The sequence below is a fragment of the Streptomyces sp. DvalAA-14 genome, from assembly GCF_900091855.1.
GTDB lineage: Bacteria > Actinomycetota > Actinomycetes > Streptomycetales > Streptomycetaceae > Actinacidiphila.
The window spans coordinates 58,830-76,637 of record NZ_FMCH01000325.1; the positions used below are offsets into that span (position 1 = coordinate 58,830).

Annotated in this window: 15 protein-coding genes and 2 pseudogenes; 9 read left to right on the forward strand and 8 right to left on the reverse strand. The window is 70.5% G+C overall.

The features are described 5' to 3' along the window. Positions 1-127: 127 nt before the first annotated feature. Positions 128-544: pseudogene (locus GA0115240_RS16480) on the forward strand (response regulator); the annotation flags it as partial. A gap of 185 nt (positions 545-729) precedes the next feature. On the opposite strand, the pseudogene GA0115240_RS16485 reads toward GA0115240_RS16480, so the two are convergent. From GA0115240_RS16485 to GA0115240_RS16495, 3 genes and pseudogenes are all read right to left on the reverse strand, one after another. Further along, positions 730-2,239: pseudogene (locus GA0115240_RS16485) on the reverse strand (alkaline phosphatase family protein). Between the two features lie 443 nt (positions 2,240-2,682). After that, the gene (locus GA0115240_RS16490; RefSeq protein WP_141708860.1) at positions 2,683-3,225 is read right to left on the reverse strand and encodes a hypothetical protein; all 543 of its coding nucleotides are present in this window, start codon (positions 3,223-3,225) and stop codon (positions 2,683-2,685) included. Between the two features lie 534 nt (positions 3,226-3,759). Beyond that, a complete protein-coding gene (locus GA0115240_RS16495; RefSeq protein WP_093737420.1) occupies positions 3,760-4,542 on the reverse strand; it encodes a class I SAM-dependent methyltransferase in 783 nt (260 codons plus the stop codon). Positions 4,543-4,694: 152 nt separating this feature from the next. Between GA0115240_RS16495 and GA0115240_RS16500 the strand changes: the two genes are divergently transcribed. The 3 genes from GA0115240_RS16500 (at position 4,695) to GA0115240_RS16510 (ending at position 6,566) form a co-directional block, all read left to right on the forward strand. Beyond that, positions 4,695-5,525: an IS5 family transposase gene (locus GA0115240_RS16500; RefSeq protein WP_093737421.1), complete on the forward strand. Its 831-nt coding sequence runs from the start codon at positions 4,695-4,697 to the stop codon at positions 5,523-5,525. Continuing rightward, a complete protein-coding gene (locus GA0115240_RS16505; protein ID WP_093737422.1) occupies positions 5,522-5,944 on the forward strand; it encodes a hypothetical protein in 423 nt (140 codons plus the stop codon). Before GA0115240_RS16500 ends, GA0115240_RS16505 begins: the two co-directional genes overlap by 4 nt. A 364-nt stretch (positions 5,945-6,308) precedes the next feature. Next, positions 6,309-6,566, forward strand: a complete 258-nt coding sequence (locus GA0115240_RS16510) for a hypothetical protein (protein ID WP_093737423.1) — start codon at positions 6,309-6,311, stop codon at positions 6,564-6,566. Positions 6,567-6,613: 47 nt separating this feature from the next. Here the strand turns inward: GA0115240_RS16510 and GA0115240_RS16515 are convergent, their stop codons facing one another. After that, a complete protein-coding gene (locus GA0115240_RS16515; RefSeq protein ID WP_093737424.1) occupies positions 6,614-7,150 on the reverse strand; it encodes a DinB family protein in 537 nt (178 codons plus the stop codon). A 453-nt stretch (positions 7,151-7,603) separates the two neighbouring features. On the opposite strand from GA0115240_RS16515, the gene GA0115240_RS16520 reads away from it, so the two are divergent. The 3 genes from GA0115240_RS16520 to GA0115240_RS16530 are packed head-to-tail and all read left to right on the forward strand — an operon-like array spanning position 7,604 to position 12,678. Next, on the forward strand, positions 7,604-8,545 hold the full coding sequence (locus tag GA0115240_RS16520) for an ABC transporter ATP-binding protein (RefSeq protein ID WP_093737425.1): 942 nt from the start codon (positions 7,604-7,606) through the stop codon (positions 8,543-8,545). Continuing rightward, the gene (locus tag GA0115240_RS16525) at positions 8,542-9,918 is read left to right on the forward strand and encodes an ABC transporter permease (protein ID WP_093737426.1); all 1,377 of its coding nucleotides are present in this window, start codon (positions 8,542-8,544) and stop codon (positions 9,916-9,918) included. Before GA0115240_RS16520 ends, GA0115240_RS16525 begins: the two co-directional genes overlap by 4 nt. 3 nt (positions 9,919-9,921) lie before the next feature. Further along, on the forward strand, positions 9,922-12,678 hold the full coding sequence (locus tag GA0115240_RS16530; RefSeq protein ID WP_093737427.1) for a bifunctional YncE family protein/alkaline phosphatase family protein: 2,757 nt from the start codon (positions 9,922-9,924) through the stop codon (positions 12,676-12,678). Between the two features lie 161 nt (positions 12,679-12,839). On the opposite strand, the gene GA0115240_RS16535 is transcribed toward GA0115240_RS16530, so the two are convergent. Together GA0115240_RS16535 and GA0115240_RS16540 are read right to left on the reverse strand one after the other, a co-directional pair. Next, a complete protein-coding gene (locus GA0115240_RS16535; RefSeq protein ID WP_093737428.1) occupies positions 12,840-13,049 on the reverse strand; it encodes a hypothetical protein in 210 nt (69 codons plus the stop codon). Next, positions 13,046-13,816: a hypothetical protein gene (locus GA0115240_RS16540; protein ID WP_093737429.1), complete on the reverse strand. Its 771-nt coding sequence runs from the start codon at positions 13,814-13,816 to the stop codon at positions 13,046-13,048. Before GA0115240_RS16540 ends, GA0115240_RS16535 begins: the two co-directional genes overlap by 4 nt. A 253-nt stretch (positions 13,817-14,069) precedes the next feature. Here GA0115240_RS16540 and GA0115240_RS16545 point away from each other — a divergent pair, with 253 nt between their 5' ends. Continuing rightward, complete coding sequence (locus tag GA0115240_RS16545) at positions 14,070-14,912, forward strand: COG4705 family protein (protein ID WP_093737430.1); 843 nt, start codon at positions 14,070-14,072, stop codon at positions 14,910-14,912. 126 nt (positions 14,913-15,038) lie between these two features. On the opposite strand, the gene GA0115240_RS16550 is transcribed toward GA0115240_RS16545, so the two are convergent. Continuing rightward, a complete protein-coding gene (locus GA0115240_RS16550) occupies positions 15,039-15,968 on the reverse strand; it encodes a M56 family metallopeptidase (protein ID WP_202451431.1) in 930 nt (309 codons plus the stop codon). Continuing rightward, on the reverse strand, positions 15,965-16,357 hold the full coding sequence (locus GA0115240_RS16555; RefSeq protein ID WP_093737431.1) for a BlaI/MecI/CopY family transcriptional regulator: 393 nt from the start codon (positions 16,355-16,357) through the stop codon (positions 15,965-15,967). The genes GA0115240_RS16550 and GA0115240_RS16555 overlap by 4 nt, the downstream gene beginning before the upstream one ends. 163 nt (positions 16,358-16,520) lie before the next feature. On the opposite strand from GA0115240_RS16555, the gene GA0115240_RS16560 reads away from it, so the two are divergent. Continuing rightward, on the forward strand, positions 16,521-17,786 hold the full coding sequence (locus GA0115240_RS16560) for an APC family permease (protein ID WP_093737432.1): 1,266 nt from the start codon (positions 16,521-16,523) through the stop codon (positions 17,784-17,786). Positions 17,787-17,808 lie beyond the last annotated feature (22 nt).

A 17,808-nucleotide genomic window follows, 5' to 3' on the forward strand; every position in this document is an offset into this window, starting at 1 on the left:
CTCTCAATCAGCTCTGAGTACGCGGTCCCCGCGGAAGAGTCACAGCGGATTCAGAAGGTTCACAGCCGATACAGAGGAAGCAGGGCGCCGCGACGCCGCCGCACGGCTGAGGGATGCCGGAAGGACCATGGACACCGCACCGCGCGCTCGGCCCGCGCCTCTCACCCGGCCTGACGGCTCCCCTGTCCGGGTCCTCGTGGTCGACGACGAGCCGGACCTGACGGAGGTGCTCGCCGGGGTGCTGCGCTACGAGGGCTGGCAGGTCCGCACCGCGGGTGACGTCGCCGCCGCGCTCGCCGAGGCCGGAAGCTTCGAGCCGGACGCGGTGGTCCTGGACATCGTGCTGCCCGACGGCAACGGGCTGACCGCTCTGCGGGACCTGCGGGCGGTCCGGCCCGACGTGTGCGTGCTCTTCCTGACCGCCCGGGACGCGGTGGAGGATCGGACAGCGGGGATCACGGCCGGCGGTGACGACTACGTGATTAAGCCCTTCAGCCTGGAGGAGGTGCTGGCGCGGCTGCGCGTCGTCCGTGCGGGTCGCGCGGGAGGTTGGCGTCGTGGAGGATGCCGCCGAGCCGGTCCACCGAGGAGGACCACGCCCCGTTAATCCGTGTCCCGCTCACCGCTCGGCACCGCTCTCCGCGACCGCGTACAGCGGGGGCCGCCGCCCGGCCCCCGCTGCGGATACTCGTCCCGGGTCCCCCGGCCGGAGCCGGGCGCCTGCGGGGATCAGGTACGCGGGCGGCGGCCCTTTTCCTGGCGCGGCGGGGTCTGCCGGGTCGGTACAGTCGGCAGCGGCAGGTTCGCCACCTCGTACTGCGCGAGACTGTACGAGGCGCCGGTCTGCGGAAGTTGGGGCGCGGGCCGCTGGTGCTCGCCGATCCGCAGCGCCGAGGTCAGGTCACCGGTGATCCGGCGGCGCCAATCGCTGATGTTCGGCTCGGTGACACCGGTCAGCCGCTCCAGGAACTGCAGTACCGATGTGTGGTCGAACGTCTCGGACGAGACCCAACCGCCGACCGTCCAGGGCGAGATGATGATGCACGGGACCCGGAAGCCCAGGCCCACCGGGAGGTTGCCGCCCGCGACACCGGTCGGGGAGGTTCTGGTGACGAACTCGCCCGGGGTGCCGGCCGGCGGGGTCGGCGGGACCACGTGGTCGAAAAGGCCGTCGTTCTCGTCGTAGTTGAGGATGAAGACGGTCTTCGCCCACGTCTCGGGGTTGGCGGCGATCGCATCGATCTTGCCGGCCAGCCAGTTGGCGCCGGCTGCGGGCAGCCGGGCGGGGTGCTCGTCGTACAGCGACGGCGGCAGCAGCCAACTCACCTTCGGCAGCTTGCCGTTGATCGCGTCGTATTCGAACTGGCCGAAGTCGCTTTCGGCTATCGCCTTGTCGTACAGCGGGTCACCGGGCTTGGCGGCTTGGTACTGCTTCATGTTGGCGAGCGGGGGCAGACCGGTGGGGCTGCCGCCGGGGCCCGACTTGGGCTCGTGATAGATCTTCCAGCTCACCCCGGCGGCCTCCAGACGCGTCGGGGTAGGTGGTCCACGAGTAGGTACCCGCGGGGGCGTTGTTGTCGAGTGCGGGGCCGCCCGCGAGGCCGTCCGGGTCGATGGTGCCGGTCATGTGCATGTACCGGTTCGGGTGCGTGGGGCCGAGCACCGAGGAGTGGTAGCCGTCGCAGATGGTGAAGGCGTCGGCGAGCGCGTAGTGGAAGGGGATGTCCTCACGGGCGAGGTAGCCCATGGTGTACGGACCGTTGGCGTTGCCGTCGGCAGCGCGGTGGGCCGGCAGCCAACTGTCCACCTTGCCGCCGTTCCAAGCCGTGTGCTGGGCCTGCCAGGCATGGCTCAGCGAAGGGATGGCCTGTGCGGCGGTCGTCTTGGAGTCCATGTGGTACGGCAGCAGGTAACCGTCGGGGTTCAGGCTGTCCGGCTGGTAGAAGACCGGGCGGCCGCCGGGCAGGCGGGCCGCCTTGGGGTCTTCGAAGCCGCGGACCCCGGAGAGGGTGCCGAAGTAGTGGTCGAAGCTGCGGTTCTCCTGCATGAGGATCACCACGTGCTCGATGTCGGAGAGCCGGGGGCCTTGCTTGGGCGCCGCGGCGGCGGCACGGCTGAGGTTGGGCGGGAAGAGCGACGCGGCGGCGGCGAGGCCGCCGACCGTGGCCGCGGCACCGAGCAGCCGCCTGCGGGTGGGACCTTCCTGATGAGCGCCGTCGTCCTGCGTGGCGTTGGACATCCGTGTTCCTTTCTGCGGCGCGCCCGTCGGAAGGCACACTGGCGGTGCAACACTGCGCCCCTTGCGGTGCGTTTCCGTTGCCACTGGACGACCACCGGCAGAACAAGTGATCATCGCGGGAGGGGAAAACGACGCTGGCTCCAACTCCCGGTGGCATCCCCGCGAAGGCGCCGCCAACGCGTCCGCCGGTCAGGGTTTTCCGCCTCGCCCCGGCCAATTCCTCACCGCCGCGGTTGGATGCGGTCCCGGGCGCGGTCGCGGCGCCGCCATGACGTATCCGTGCCGCTCGAAGCGAGTACGTGGTCCCGCCCGATCGCCTAGGGTGGCTCCCTCGGGATGGTGCCGGCCCTGGAGCCTGGAGTTGCGGGACGCGGCTGCTACCGGGTCCTCGAAGATCCGGCACGGCTCGTACCGGCTACGACCCGACGCAGCCGCTCGCTGGATCAGGAGGTCAGGCCCACCCAGGAACAGGCCCTCCTGATGTCGCCGTTCTTCCTCAGTTCCGGATATCGGGCCATGAGATCGGCGAGTACCGTTGACAGGAAATTTCGGCCGGCTGAAATAAACTCTGCTCCAGGGACCTGAGACGAACCTGTCGCATAGTTGCACGCCACTTTGACCTGATCCCCATCGGGCGTCGCGTAGATCTCATCGGCCATACCGGCGAAGGAGATGCGGTAGATCTTTCCCGACGCGATCGCACGACCGGCAGAGTAGAATTCCACGGCAAAATCCAGGATCTGTACCCCGCCGCCCGTAATGATACTCAGATCGAGGCCACTCACCTTCAGGGTCAGGTCGCCGCCGAAACATGAATAACACAAGTCCACCAGATCAGCCTTCTGGAGATTGATCCGGAGCTGATCGCGCACTATGGCAGGGTCGTCGGAGAGCGTGTACCGCGCTTCGATCACGGTGTGCCCCCAAGCTTGATCGGAAAAGCAGTCACTGTTCTCCCGTTCCGCACTACGACGCGCCGAGCTCATCCAGCTGCTACTGGATGCGATGGCCTGCGAGCCGCGCCCGCTCTACGGAAGACGGAACGGACGCGGCTCATGGTAGCGGGGAGGATTCTCCGGCACTATTTCAGCCTCGTGACCTCACCTGCTGCCGGATGTCCTTGAGGCCCGCTGCCGTGTGAGCGCGAGAACGAGACCGGCCCCGAGTCCTGATGCACCAAAAATCAGGGCCGCTTGGATCAATGTTCCATCGAGTATCCCGACTGCGGTTGCACCGACCCCCAGGGCCGCTGCGACGACCCCCGTTCCGATGACCAATCTCAAGGTCTTTCCCATCGTTGCCCTTCTTCTGTAAGAGGACGGTATGAGAGCTGATGCCCGATTCTTCGTTTCGTGCGCGACAAGCGGGCAGGTCGGGGCGTCGTCGGTCAACTACGGCCGGGGCTGGGTGAACAAGCCCGGCTCGGTCTCGGCCAGGATTCCGCGGTCGGCCAGCCGCTTGAGGTTGAGGCGGGCGTTGGTGTTGTTGGGCGCGACCGGCAGGTCCATCGACGCCCGTGGCTAACGCTTCGGCCGGGCGAGCATGCAGTGGAAAACAAGCGTCTCCGGATGCGAGTCAGCCGGGGACAACTCCCGGAGCCGGTCCCGGAGCGTGGCCTCGAAGGCTGCCTTGCGGTCGCCGAGCACCACGGGATTGCAGAATGACGTCGAGTAGAGATATCCGACGATCTCGTCGGCCGTCCAGACCTTCTCGGCGGTGTACTGCCGGGACTCCACAACGAAACCGGCCAGCTCCAGGTAGTCGTCGTGGCGGCCCGCGGCGACGAATGGCTGGTTCCCCGCGCGGCGCCGCTCGCCGACGTATTCGCGGATCGTGCGCACCGCGACGGCGTGCCAGGGTGCCCGCTCGTCCCATACGTCGCTGCCGCCGCCGAGCAGGCCGAAGACACCGGTGTCGGTCAGCCAGGTCCGGACCCGCCCGACGAGCAGTTCGCGGTCCATCCAGTGGAAGGACGATCCCGCGACCACGAGATCGGTTGACCCGGCCGGCAGGTCGAGGGACTCGGCCGCCCCCACCGTCCACGCGACGTTGCGGATCTGCCGCTCGGTGGCCTTGCGCTCGGCGATGGCGGCCATGTCCGGGTCGATGTCGATCGCCGTCACCGTATCGAACGACGCGCTCAGGGGCAGGGCGACCTCGCCGGTGCCGGAGCCGAGGTCCACAAGCCGCCGTCCGTGCGGGCCGACGCTGAGATCGACCAGGTCGGTCAGCATCCGGTCGGGATATACGGGGCGGTATCGCGCGTAGTAATCGGCGGTACCGGCAAAGATGGGCGAGTTCATCGTCTTCCGTCGTTCCTCTGCAGCGGCTGGCCGGACTTCGGGACCGTATCAGGGGGCGGAATAAGAGTGCGTAGGAGTTTGTCGTCGCCTGAACGTGTGGTGGTGGGGCAGCCCGGCCGTTCGGCGGCCATGGGCATGTTGGGCTGGTTGCCGTGAGCGAGCGCAAGCCCTACAAGACCGATGTGAGCGACGGGCAGTGGGCGCTGGTCGAGCCGGTGATCGCCGCGAGGAAGGCCGCACATCCCTCGGTTAGCGGCCATCAGGGCCGGTACGCGATGCGGGAGATCGTCAACGCACTGCTCTACCAGGGCCGGACCGGTTGCCAGTGGGACCTCCTCCCGCACGACTTCCCGCCGCCCGGCGCGGTGAAGTACTACTTCTACACCTGGCGTGACGACGGCACCGACCAGACCATTCACGACCTGCTGCGCTGGCAGGTGCGGGAGATGACGCGTCGGAAGGCGGACCCGAGCCTGGTGGTGCTCGACACCCAGAGCGTGCACGCGGCGGCCGGAGTGCCCGCTGAGTCGACGGGGCGCGACGCGGCAAAAAAAGTACCGGGCCGCAAGCGCGGCCTGGCCGTTGACGTTCTGGGGCGGGTGATCGCGGTGGTGGTGGTGGCCGCGTCGGCGCACGAGAACGCCGTCGGCATCGCGCTGCTGGACAAGGTCGCCGCCGACACCGACAGCGTTCAGAAGGCCATGGTCGACCAGGGCTTCAAGAACGCCGTTGTCGCGCACGGGGAGAAGGTGGGCATCGGGGTGGAGGTCGTGGAGCGCAATCCCGCGCAGACCGGGTTCGTTCCCCAGCCCAAGCGGTGGGTCGTTGAGCGTGCCTATGGGATCCTGATGCTGCACCGCAGGCTGGTACGCGACTACGAGCACAGGCCCCGCAGTTCGGAGTCGCGGGTGTACTGGGCGATGACCGCGGTGATACTGCGCCGGCTGACCGGGGAGACTACACCGGCCTGGCGCACCGCGTGACCGGCGGGGAGATGACCTTCGGCGCGGTGCTGGCACGGCTGGAGGAGCGGGAACGAGAGATTACCGCGCAGGCCGAGACGATGCGGGAACAGATCACGCAGCTGACCGCACGGCTGGACGAGCTCGGCCGGGCCGCCGAGGAAGTCCGGATCACCCGCAAGACACTGCTGGCGCTGCCCGACCCGCAACCGCCCGCGCCGCCGGCCCCGAAACTGCCGGACCACCCGGCCTATCAGCAGATCATGGCGGTGTTCACCGCCGCCGACCACCCGCTGCGGGCCCGGCAGGTGTGCGAAGCGATGGACCTGCCGGTCGCGCCCAACAACATCAACAATGCCCGCCTCAAGCTCAAGCGGCTGGCCGACCGCGGAATCCTGGCCGAGACCGAGCCGGGCTTGTTCACCCAGCCCCGGCCGTAGTTGACCGACGACGCCCCGACCTGCCCGCTTGTCCCGCACGAAACGAAGAATCGGGCATCAGCTCTCATACCGTCCTCTAAGGAAATGACTGAGGCGAGTGGGCCAGCAAAGGCGTCCAACGAGACCATCCGGCGTGCCGTACCCGGCCTCCTCGGAGTCTCCACCGGTTGCCAGTTGCAGGCCGGTTACGAGAGGGGCGGCGGTCGGTGGGCGGATCACGCGGGAGTAGTCGTGCTGGCTGTGGGGCAACGCGAAGCCTGCCACCAGGGTATGTTCCCGGTGCCGGGCGGCCGGGCAGATCGATCGACCGTCGGGTCCGCTGTACGAGCTGCTCAAAGTCGAGGAGATCGGATGGTTCCCCGACGTGGACCCCGGGACGTGGGACGCGTGGTCGCACGACGAGGACCTCACCGAGCAGCTCAAGCGGTGCCTGCTCCTGTCGGGGCCCGCCGACGGCGACTACTGGCTGCTCGACGCGAACGGCGTCGGGTCGGACGGTGAGTGGACCGCGCACTGGTGGTGGGCGGGTGACGGGGAGGATCCTCATCCGTACGACAGCTTCGCCGCGCTGGTGGTCGGCGCGCGAGAGGCCTGGGCCCTTACCGGTGGGGGCGAGCCCTGACCTTCGCTGTACGCGGGGCGGGGCGGGGCGGGCGCGGCGGTCGGCTGCTACTCGCCGGTGGCGCCGTCGACGGCCTCGCGCAGGAGATCCGCGTGGCCGACGTGGCGGGCGTATTCCTCGATCACGTGCTCAAGCACGAACCGCACGTCGGTGGCGCCGAATTCCGGGTTCGGCACCACGCGTGCGAGATCGGCGGTGGCCTCCGTGAAGACCTGCCGCGACTCCTCGCACGCCGTCAGGTAGTCCTGGTAGACCTCTTCGGCCGGTGTGGGATCCGACTCGTCGTACCACTCGCCGCCGTCGGCGGCGACGTAGGTCCGGTAGGGGAAGAAACGGGGCGTCGCGCCGGCCAACGTCCGCTGGAACCAGGCACGCTCCACGCCCTGCAGGTGGCGCATGAGCCCCAGCAAGGTCAACGCCGAGGACCGCAGCGGACGCTGCCGCAGTTGGGCCTCCGAGAGGCCCTCGCACTTCCACAGGAAGGTCGCCCGGTGGTAATCGAGATTCGACGCGATCACCTCCAGCCACGGGCCGGACACCACCCGCTCCGGCCGGACGATCTTCTGGACCACCACGTCGCTCACGCCGAAGTCTCCTCGCCGGTCATCGGGGTCGGCCAAGTATCCGCCCAAGTGCCGGTCCAAGTGTCCGTCCAAAGAGACTCTTCCACGTACCGGAACTCATCTGCGTGCCCCGTCGGATTCGGTGATCGCCCGCATCGTGAACATGGTCGAGGACGCTTCTCGGACCCAGGCGCCGCCGCTGCTGTCCGCGATCGCCGTGCGGGCCGTCGTGCCGTCCTTCTCAGCCGAACGGGCCGTGGTGTGCGACCCGTCCGGCGCGGACCGCGCAACACCCCGACCCGCCGGGACCAGATCGTTCGCGCACGGCGGGGCCGGCCCAGCGAGCCCACAACTCGTCACCTACGCACGCTGTAGGTGGTCGTCGCCGCCCGTTCCACGACTGTTCAACCAGGCGTTCATCCCTGTGATGTGTGTGGTCCCTAAGTTGCGTGGGGGGTGTGGAAGGAGGGACTCATGGACGTACAACTCGCAGTCCGGGCGCGTGGGATCACCAAGTGTTTCGGCGACGTGGTCGCACTCGACGGCATCGACCTGGATGTGGCGCGGGGTCAGATCCACGGCCTGGTCGGGCCGAACGGTGCCGGCAAAACGACGTTGCTCGGCCTGCTGCTGGGGCTGGCGGTGGCCGACAGCGGCGGGCTCGAGATCCTGGGCACGCCGGTCGGGCGGGCGCTGGCCGCTCCCGACGGGGTGGCCGGTTTCGTGGACGGCCCGGGGCTTTACCCGTCGCTGACGGCCAGGCAGAACCTCGCCGCGCTGGCCGCTCTGCGTGGCCACGACAAGCGCAGTGTGCGGATCGACGACGTGCTCGGCCAGGTCGGGCTCACCGATGTCGCCGACGACCGGGTCCGCGGCTTCTCGCTGGGTATGCGTCAGCGGCTCGGACTGGCCGCCGCTCTGCTCACCGAGCCCCGGCTCCTGGTGCTCGACGAACCGTCCAACGGTCTCGACCCGGCCGGCAAGAAGCACGTCCACGGCGTGCTCACCCGGCTCGCGGCGTCGGGAACCGGCGTCGTGCTCTCGAGCCACCGCATGGACGACCTGGAGGCACTGTGCTCCGAGGTCACCATCCTCGCCACCGGACGCGTCGTCTTCTCCGGCCCCCTGACCAAACTGGCCGCCGAGAATCCGGAACTCGACTACCGGCTGCTCACCTCCGACCCGCGGGCCGCCGCTGCGCTGGCCGCCGAGGTCGCCGGGATCCGCGTCGTGGACGACGCCGCGGCATGGCGCGGTACCGATGCCCTCGTCGTGCGCGCACTGGTGCCGGCCCTCGACGAACTGGTGACCCGGCTCGTGCACGCGGGCATCGCGGTGCGCGAGCTGGCCCCCGTGGTCTCGCCCCTCGAAGCCGCGTTTCTCACCCTCACCGAGCAGCAGGAGGCCGGCCGATGACCGCGACCGCGACAGCGCCCCCGGGCGTCGCCGAGAACGACGTGGCCAGGGCCCACCCCGTCTCGGTGGCGCGCGGCTACCGCTTCGAGCTGGTCAAACTTGTCTCGCAGTGGCGTGTCCGGCTGCTGGTCCTCGTCTGCTGGATCGCGCCGGCGCTCTTCGTCGCGGCGGTGAGCCAGCAGAGCTCCCTCCCCTCCGACACCCTGTTCGGCCGCTGGATGCATGCCACGGGGTGGGCCGGCCCGCTGATGATGCTCGGCTTCGCGGGCAGCTGGGCGCTGCCGCTGCTGACCTCGCTGGTCGCGGGCGACGTGTTCGCGGCCGAGGACCGGCTCGGTACCTGGCGGCACCTGCTGGTGGCGGTCCGGTCGCCCCGGCGCATCTTCGCGGCGAAGGCACTGGCCAGCCTCACCGTCATCCTGCTGCTCGTGCTGGGGCTGGCCGCCTCCGGCGTGGTGGGCGGCCTCGCAGCGGTCGGCAACCATCCGCTGGTCGGCCTCGACGGCCACCTGCTGACGCCCTCCGACGCTGCCGGGAACGTCCTGCTGGCCTGGGCCTGCGCTCTCGCCCCGACGCTCGCGCTGGCGGCGATCGGACTTCTCGGGTCGGTCGCGCTCGGCCGGTCCCCGATGGGCCTGCTGCTGCCCGCGCTCGTCGCGCTGGCGATGCAGCTCGCCCAGATGCTGCCGCTGCCCGTGGCACTGCGCCTTGCCCTGCCCGGCTACGCCTTCATCGCGTGGCACGGTCTGTTCACCAGCCCGGCGCAGCTCGCCCCGCTGCTGATCGGCGTCGCGGTCAGCCTGGTGTGGGCCGTGACCGCGACAGCGCTGGCGTATCTGCTGTTCGTGCGGCGGGACTTCACCAACCAGACCGGTGACGGGTCCGGCCGCCGCGCGGTCACCATCGGCCTCGTGCCGCTGGTCGTGCTGCTCGCGGCCACCTTCGGGGTCGTCGCCGCGGCGACCCCTTCCCTGGGCTCCGGAATCAACCAGGACAAGATCCAGCGGTCGGTGGCGACGGCATTCGCCCACCTCTACCGCGTACAGACCGATCAACTCAACCGCCCCGCTGTCACCGAGGCGCAGCTGCGGGTCACGGCGGCGTGCAACAAGGGCGCCGGCCAAGTCGCCGCCCACGGGCCGGGCAACGACTGGCGCTGCGTCGTCACCTGGCACCTCCCTGGCGTCGCGGCCGCGGGGACGGCCATCTACCAACTCGACGTCACCTCTGACGGGCGGTACGTCGCCGACGGCGACGGGCCGAAGGAAGTGAACGGCTACTTCCTGGTGCGGACCCCGATCGGGGACGCGCCGAACCCGCTGTGGCAGTTCGACGGCGACGTCGATCTGCTCTCCACCGGCTCGAAGGGATAACCCATGCAGGTAACACGCCGTCGAAGGCGTGTCGAGAAGACACATTTCGTCCTTCTCGGTCAGCGCGTCGGCCGCCGTGTCACACTCGTCACGGCAGGCATCACCGCGGTCGGTCTGGCCGCCACGGGAACCGCTTTCGCCCAGACCCACCAGTTCGGCACCCAGCAGGTCGGCCAGACCACCGCCAAGGGTCAGGTCATCTCCAGCGACCAGTACATCGACCCGTACGGCAGCCACCTCGTCATCAACGACGGCAAGATCATGTCGTCCTCGGTCAGCCCGGACGGCACCCACCTCGCCGCCTCGGTCACCGACGGCGACGGGGCGCTGACCATCGTCGACCTCAAGAGCTGGAAGGTCCAGCAGCTCGTCGGCAACAACGCTGCCGCCGACCTGAAGATCAGCGGCAACGACGTGGGCCAGGAAGGGCCCACCTACTCGCCCGACGGCAAGCAGCTGTGGCTCGGCCGGACCGACGGCTACACCAAGTTCACCGTGAATGCCGACGGCACCCTCGCCAACCCGACGGACATCAAGATCCCGGCGGACGGGCCCAAGCACGCGCTGGTGGGCGCGGCGGTGTTCTCGGCCGACGGCGCCACCGTCTATTCGGCGGTCAACGGCCAGAACCGGGTCGTCGCCATCAACACCTCGACCGGGGCCATCCAGCAGAGCTGGACCGTGGGCAACGCCCCGCGCGGCATCGTCAAGGTCGGCAACAAGCTCTACGTCAGCAACGAGGGCGGGCGCGCGGCCAGGCCCGGCGAGACCACGATCAACTCCTACAACACCCAGGTGCCGGCGAGCCCGGTGACCGCGGCCACCACAACCGGCACGGTCAGCGTCATCAATCTGGCCAAGCCGGACGCCGCCGTCGGAAGCATCAACGTCGGCCTGCACCCGACGGCGCTGTACGCCGCCAAGGGCGCGGTGTTCGTCACCAACACCGCCACCAACGACGTGTCGGTCATCAAGACCTCCAACGACAAGGTCGTGCAGACCATCGCCACCCGGCCCTGGCCGGAGGCGTCGGTGGGCTACGAGCCGGACGCCGTGACGCTCACCGCCGACGGCCACCTGCTGGTGACGCTCGGCCGCGCCAACGCGGTCGCGGTCTACCGGTACACCAGCCCGCAGCAGCCGGTCAGTTACGTCGGCCTGCTGCCGACGGACTACTTCCCCGCGGAGATCGCCACCGTCGGGAACCAGGTGGTGGTGTCCAACACCCGTGGTATCGACGCTCTGCGCCCCACCACCAGCGCCGGGCACGGCACCCACGACACCACGTCGAGCCTCCAGCACTTCACGCTGCCGAGCGACAAGACCATCAAGTCCGAGACGGCCAAGGTCTTCCAGCAGAACGGCTGGACGAGCGGAGCCGTCAAGGAGGCCAAGGCCAAGAGCAAGGCGAAGCCGGTGCCGGTCCCGGTGCGGCTCGGCGACCCCTCGACGATCAAGCACGTCTTCCTGATCGTCAAGGAGAACCGGACCTACGACCAGGTCCTCGGCGACATCCCGCAGGGCAACGGCGACCCGGCGCTGACCCAGTTCGGCGAGAACGTGACGCCGAACCAGCACGCGCTGGCCGAGCAGTTCGGACTGTACGACAACACGTACGACATCGGTACCAACTCGGCCGAGGGCCACAACTGGCTGATGCAGGCCGACAACCCGGAGTACACCGAGTCCTCGGCCGGTGAGTACCTGCGCAGTTACGACACCGAGGACGACGCGCTCGGCCACCAGGAGAGCGGCTTCCTGTGGACCGGTGCGCAGGCGGCCGACAAGACGGTGCGGGACTTCGGCGAGTTCCAGCAGTTCCTGACCAAGCCGGCCGCCGCGAGCTGGCAGAACCTGTACTGCGACGCCAAGAACATGGCCGCCACCGGGCAGGGCACCGCCTACCCGCTGGACTCCTCGTCACCGATCCCGTCGCTCAACGACGTGTCGGTGCCCGGCTTCCCGAAGTTCGACACCAGCGTCCCGGATGTCTACCGGGAGCAGATCTGGCAGCAGGACTTCGCGAAGAACGGTCCGGCGAACCTGAACATGTTCTGGCTGTCCAGCGACCACACCGGCGGCCCGGCGAGCCCGGCCGCCCAGGTCGCCGACAACGACCTCGCGGTCGGCAAGATGGTCGACACCATCTCGCACAGCCCGTACTGGAAGGACTCGGCGATCTTCGTCGTCGAGGACGACTCGCAGGCCGGCCTCGACCACGTCGACGGCCACCGCGCCCCGATCCAGATCATCAGCCCCTACGCCCAGCACGGCGTGGTCGACAGCCACTACTACTCGCAGATCACCATGATCCGCACCATCGAGCAGATCCTCGGCATCCAGCCGATGAACCAGAAGGACAGCGCGGCCACCCCGATGACCGGCGCGTTCACCCAGAAGGCGAACCTCAAGCCGTTCAACGCGCTGGCCAACCGGACCTCCCTGACCGACGGTCTGAGCACTCCGCCCGCGTGCGGTGTCGACACCCCGGCGCCGCAGGACCCCAGCGCGGCGCCCGTGCCGTCCACGAAGGTGCCGGCGGCCGCGCAGAAGGTCGCCGCGCAGTGGAACACCTGGAAGTCGCACCAGCGGCTGACCGGCCCCAACGCCGTCCCCGACTACGCCAATCCCGCCCAGATGAACCACCTCACGTGGTACGAGACGCACAACTGGGCCAAGCCCTACCCCGGCGAGGCCAAGGTCTTCGCGCCGAACGACGTGCCCGGCGCGTACATCCCGTCGTCGGACAACGACGACTGACCTGATCCGAACGCGTCAAAGGCCCCCGGCCGGCGTCACCGCCGGCCGGGGGCCCACGCTTCGGCGCCGTTCGCCGGCCGGTGCGGGAAGTTGCCGGTCGCGCGCACGCCGACCGGGCGGGAGAACGACGCCGACCCTTGGCGACGGGACCTCCCGTCGAGTCAGCGGTCGCGGGCCGACCTGACCGCGCGGCGCAGCGAGTCGGCCAGCGCGCCGGCGGCGGCGATCGGCGGCAGCCACCACGCGTTCACCCCGCCCGCCGCCAGTGCGGCGGTGGCGCCGAGCGCCAGCAGCACCCAGAGGGCGACCCGCCAGTCGTCGCCGATGACGAAGTCGTACCAGAAGAGGCCGAAGGCCCGGAGCCGCTTCATCGCGGACATCCCTTCCCCGCCGGACGCGCGGTGGCAGTACGGACCGCGGCGGCACGCAGCACGCGCGTGCAACCGAGGGCGAACAGCGCCACGGCCGGCACCAGGACCAGCAGCGCCGCATCCGACCCCGGCCATGTCACCTGCGCGCCCTCGGCGGACCAGAAGATGCCGAAAGCCGTCAGCAGGGTGCCGACGGCGAATTTCAGGGTGTTCTCGGGCACGCGGGCCAGCGGCGCCCGGACGGCGAAGCCCGCGCCGGCCACCACGACGACGGCCAGCACCGCGCCGAGCGCGGCCAGCGGCACGTCGTGCTGGCTGCCGCCGAAAGTGACCACGATGAAAGCGACTTCGAGACCTTCCAGCGCGACGCCTTTGAAGGCGAGGCTGAACGCGTACCAGTCCTGCACCGTGCCGCGCCGCTCGGCCGGTGCCCGCGCGGCGGCGGCGACGCCCCGGGCGAAAGCGGCCGACTCGTCGCGCTGTTCCTTCCAGCCGGACGCGCGCAGCACCGCCTTGCGCAGCCACTGAAGGCCGAAGAGCAGCAGCAGCGTGCCGACCACCACCCGCAGCGCGCCCAGCGGGATCTGTGCGACTGCCGGGCCGAGCGCCCCGACCACGGCGGCCAGGGCGAGCAGTGCGGCGCCCGCCCCCTGGAGCGCGGACCGCCAGTGGCGGCCACTGCCCGCCGCCAGGACCACGGTCAGCGCCTCCACTCCTTCCACCGCACAGGCGAGGAACACGGTGAGGACCAGCGCCACCGGACTCATGCCGTACCTCCCTTTCGCGGACGCCCGCCCAGGAGCGGAGCGGAGCGGTTGTCGGGCGCGGACGTGCGGGCTGGTGCCCATCGGGCCGCCACTACGTCTACAGTCTTGTAAACGATGCTCCTCGCAGTGTGCCACGGGACGTCGACACGTCCTTGCGCGAGGGCCGGTGATGCCGCCGGCCCGCTCATCGTCTACAGTGCTGTAGACACTGATGGATGTGGCGCACGGTAGCGCCGGGAGAACGGCGGTGCCCATGGAACACGGCGGACGCGGCTACGGCACGGCCACCGGCGCAGGCCCGGTGACGGATCCGGGGCCGGCCGGACCCCGCGGGACCACCGGGCCGGCAACGGCCCAGGTCTGGAGCAAGGTACCCGAGGTCACCGTCCTCTTCTGGGTGACCAAGATCCTCACCACCGGGATGGGTGAGACCACCTCCGACTTCCTGTCGAAGTCCCCGGCGCTGGGTGGCGCGATCGGCCTGATCGGCATCGTCGGCTTCATGTGGCTCCAGTTCCGCTCCACCCGCTACTCGCCGTGGACGTACTGGTCCGCGATCGTCATGGTCAGCGTCTTCGGCACCATGGCCGCCGACATCGTGCACGTCGTCGGCATCCCCTACCTGGTGACCACCCCGGTGTTCATCCTGGTGCTGGCCGGCGTGCTGATCGCCTGGTACCGCAGCGAGGGCACGCTGTCGATCCACAGCATCCGCACCCCGCGCCGCGAGAAGTTCTACTGGGCGACCGTGCTGGCCACCTTCGCCCTCGGCACCGCGGCCGGGGACCTGACCGCCACCACCTTCCACCTCGGCTACTTCTCCTCGGGCGTACTCTTCGCCGTGCTGATCGCCGTCCCGGCACTGGCCCGGCTGCTGGGTCTCAACGCGGTGGCCGCCTTCTGGTGGGCGTACGTCCTGACCCGCCCACTGGGCGCCTCCTTCGCGGACTGGATGGGCGTCTCCAAGGACCGGGGCGGCCTCGGCTGGGGCACCGGCCCGGTCAGCCTCGCGCTCACCGTCCTGATCGCCGCGCTCGTCGCCTGCCTGGCCGCCCAGCACCGGCGCCGCGCGCGGGCGGGCCTTCCGCCCGCCTGACATCCGCGGTGCGGGCCACAGGTGCTCTGCGCCGGGCAACCGCCGACTCCCGGCCTTCGAAGCCCGGTCGGTGCCGGACCGCGGGGCCGGGGCCGGGGCTGTGTGCGGAGTCCGGGCCGTCCATGGCTACGCCTCGGAATGCTCCATCAACGCGTGCAGGTGACCGATGGCGACAAAGGTCGCCGACCAGCACACCAGGATCGTTGCCGCGATCACGGCCCAGGCGAGCCACCGGCGGGCCGGCGGGCGAAGCAGGAGATCGACCCGCCGACCCACGTCGTTCCACGCGCCGCCGAGGCTCCCCTCGGGCGCGGGCCGCGCAGCGGACGCGAGGGCCGCGGCCGCGAGGGCGCGGGCGACGGCCCCGCGATCGCCGAGCTCCCGTGCCGCGCTCTCGTCGGCCCACCGCTCGACGGCCAGATCGACGGCGCGCGAAACCGGGCGCAGCGACGGGTTGGCCGCCGCGGCCAGCCGTCCCAGCTGGACGTAGCGGTGGTGGTGATGCCGCAGATGGGAATCCTCGTGCGCCAGCAAGGCGCGGCGCTGCGGAGCGGGCAGGTGTCTGAGCATGCCCGTGGAGACCACGATGCGACGATGACGGCCGGGGATCGTGTAGGCGACGGCCGCGTCGTCCTCGACGAGAGCCAGGTCCCCGCCCAGCGACGGCAGCGACGCGGCGGCCACGGACGCACGGCGGGCCTGGCGTACGACCCGCAGCAGATGGGCGCCCGCGGATGCGAGCAGCACCGCGGCGACCAGTCCGGCAACGGCGCACAGGGCGGGAGGCACCGGCAGGATGGCACGCAGGGCGGCCGGGGACCAGTGGTGCAGCCCGGACAGGAAGGGCGCCTCGGCCAGGGCTATGACGGCCCCGAGGCAGAGCAGCAGCCCGGTCGCCAGCGCGACGGTCAGGGCGAGGCAGGTCAGCAGCACGGTCGCTGTCGCGGGCGTCAACCGCGTGCCCAACCGGCCGGCCGACCACGCACTCAGTACCCCGAGCACGAAGGGCACGGCAGCCGCACCGAGGACGGCCCAGTCGTTCAAGGCGGCCGTCACGGCTTGTCCTGCCGCTCGGACTCGTCGAGCAGCGCGCGCAGCAGGATCTCGGTCTCCTCGTCCAACGAGCCGACGAAACGGGCCAGAACGCTCGTGCGATCCTTGCCCGCCTCCAGCAGCATGCGCATCCGATGGGCGGTGACGGCCGCTTCGGCATCGACCGCGCCGCCGCCGGCCAATCGGTAGGCGAACGCCCGCCCCCGCGGGGAGCGTTGGAGCACCCCTTTCACATACAGCCGGGACAGGGCGGTCAGCACCGTGTTGTACGCGAGGCCGTCCCCCAATTCCGCCTGGACCTCAGAGGCGGTCCTCGGGTCGCCCGCCGCCGCCAGACACGCGATGACCTCCCGCTCCAGACCGCCGGGCGAACGACTCCGCCTCGCGTTCATCTCGGCCTTCCGCTACGCGCCACGCCGCACCGCTCCGGACCGCGGGTGCTGTGTTCTGCAGTTTGTCAGATCCGCTCCCCGGTGTTCAGTGGGCGCCCGGTCTTATAGCGTGCACCGATATCGGTGTCCGTAACGCCGGAACCGTGGCTGCGGGGGGTGAGCGATGGGTATCCCGGCGAGGCCCGCCGACGCGGGTGAACTGAAGCGGCACCTGGGGTTGTTCGACGCCGTGGTGATCGGACTCGGGTCGATGCTGGGCGCGGGCGTCTTCGCCGCGCTCGCGCCGGCCGCGGCAGCCGGCGGGTCCGGGCTCCTGCCGGGTCTGGCGCTGGCCGCGGTGGTGGCGTACTGCAACGCCACCTCCTCAGCCCGGCTGGCCGCGCGTTACCCGCAGTCGGGCGGGACCTACGTCTACGGCCGGGAACGGCTCGGCGAGTTCTGGGGGTACCTGGCCGGCTGGGGCTTCGTGGTCGGCAAGACCGCCTCGTGCGCGGCGATGGCCCTGACCGTCGGTTCCTACGTATGGCCCGGACACACGCACGCGGTCGCGGTCGCCGCCGTGGTGGCGCTGTCCGCGGTGAACTACCTGGGTGTCCAGAAGTCCGCCTGGCTGACCAGGGGAATCGTCGCGGTCGTCCTGGCGGTGCTCGCCGCCGTGGTCGTCGCCTGCGTGACCGGCGGCGCAACCGACGCCGCTCACCTGCGCATCGGCGCGGACGTCGGCTTCGGCGGGGTGCTCCAGGCCGCCGGGCTGCTGTTCTTCGCCTTCGCCGGCTACGCGCGCATCGCCACCCTCGGCGAGGAGGTCCGCGACCCGGGGCGGACCATCCCCCGGGCGATCCCGCTGGCGCTGGGCATCACCCTGGTCGTGTACGCGGCCGTCGCCGTCGCGGTCCTCCTGGTCCTCGGGCCGCAGCGGCTCGCCCACGGCGCCGCGCCGCTCGCCGACGCGGTGCGCACGGCCGGCCTGCCGGGGCTCGCCCCCGTCGTGCGGGTCGGCGCGGCCGTCGCGGCGGTGGGATCCCTGCTCGCCCTGATTCTCGGCGTCTCGCGCACCACCTTGGCCATGGCGCGGGACCGGCATCTGCCCCCTGCCCTGGCCGCCGTCCACCCGCGCTTCCAGGTACCGCACCGGGCCGAGTCGGCGGTGGGCATTGTCGTGGCCGTGCTGGCGGCCACCGCGGACATCCGCGGCGCGATCGGCTTCTCCTCCTTCGGTGTGCTGGCCTACTACGCCGTCGCCAACGCCTCGGCCTGGACCCTCAGCCCGGCCGAGGGACGGCCCGCGCGGATCGTGCCGGCCGTCGGCGCGGCCGGCTGCCTGGCCCTGGCCTTCGCCCTGCCGCCGGCCTCGGTCCTGTGGGGAGCCGTCGTGCTGGGGGCCGGCGCGGTCGGCTACGGCATACGCAAGGCCACCGGACACGCCTGACGGGCCGGTCACGGCTGGAGCC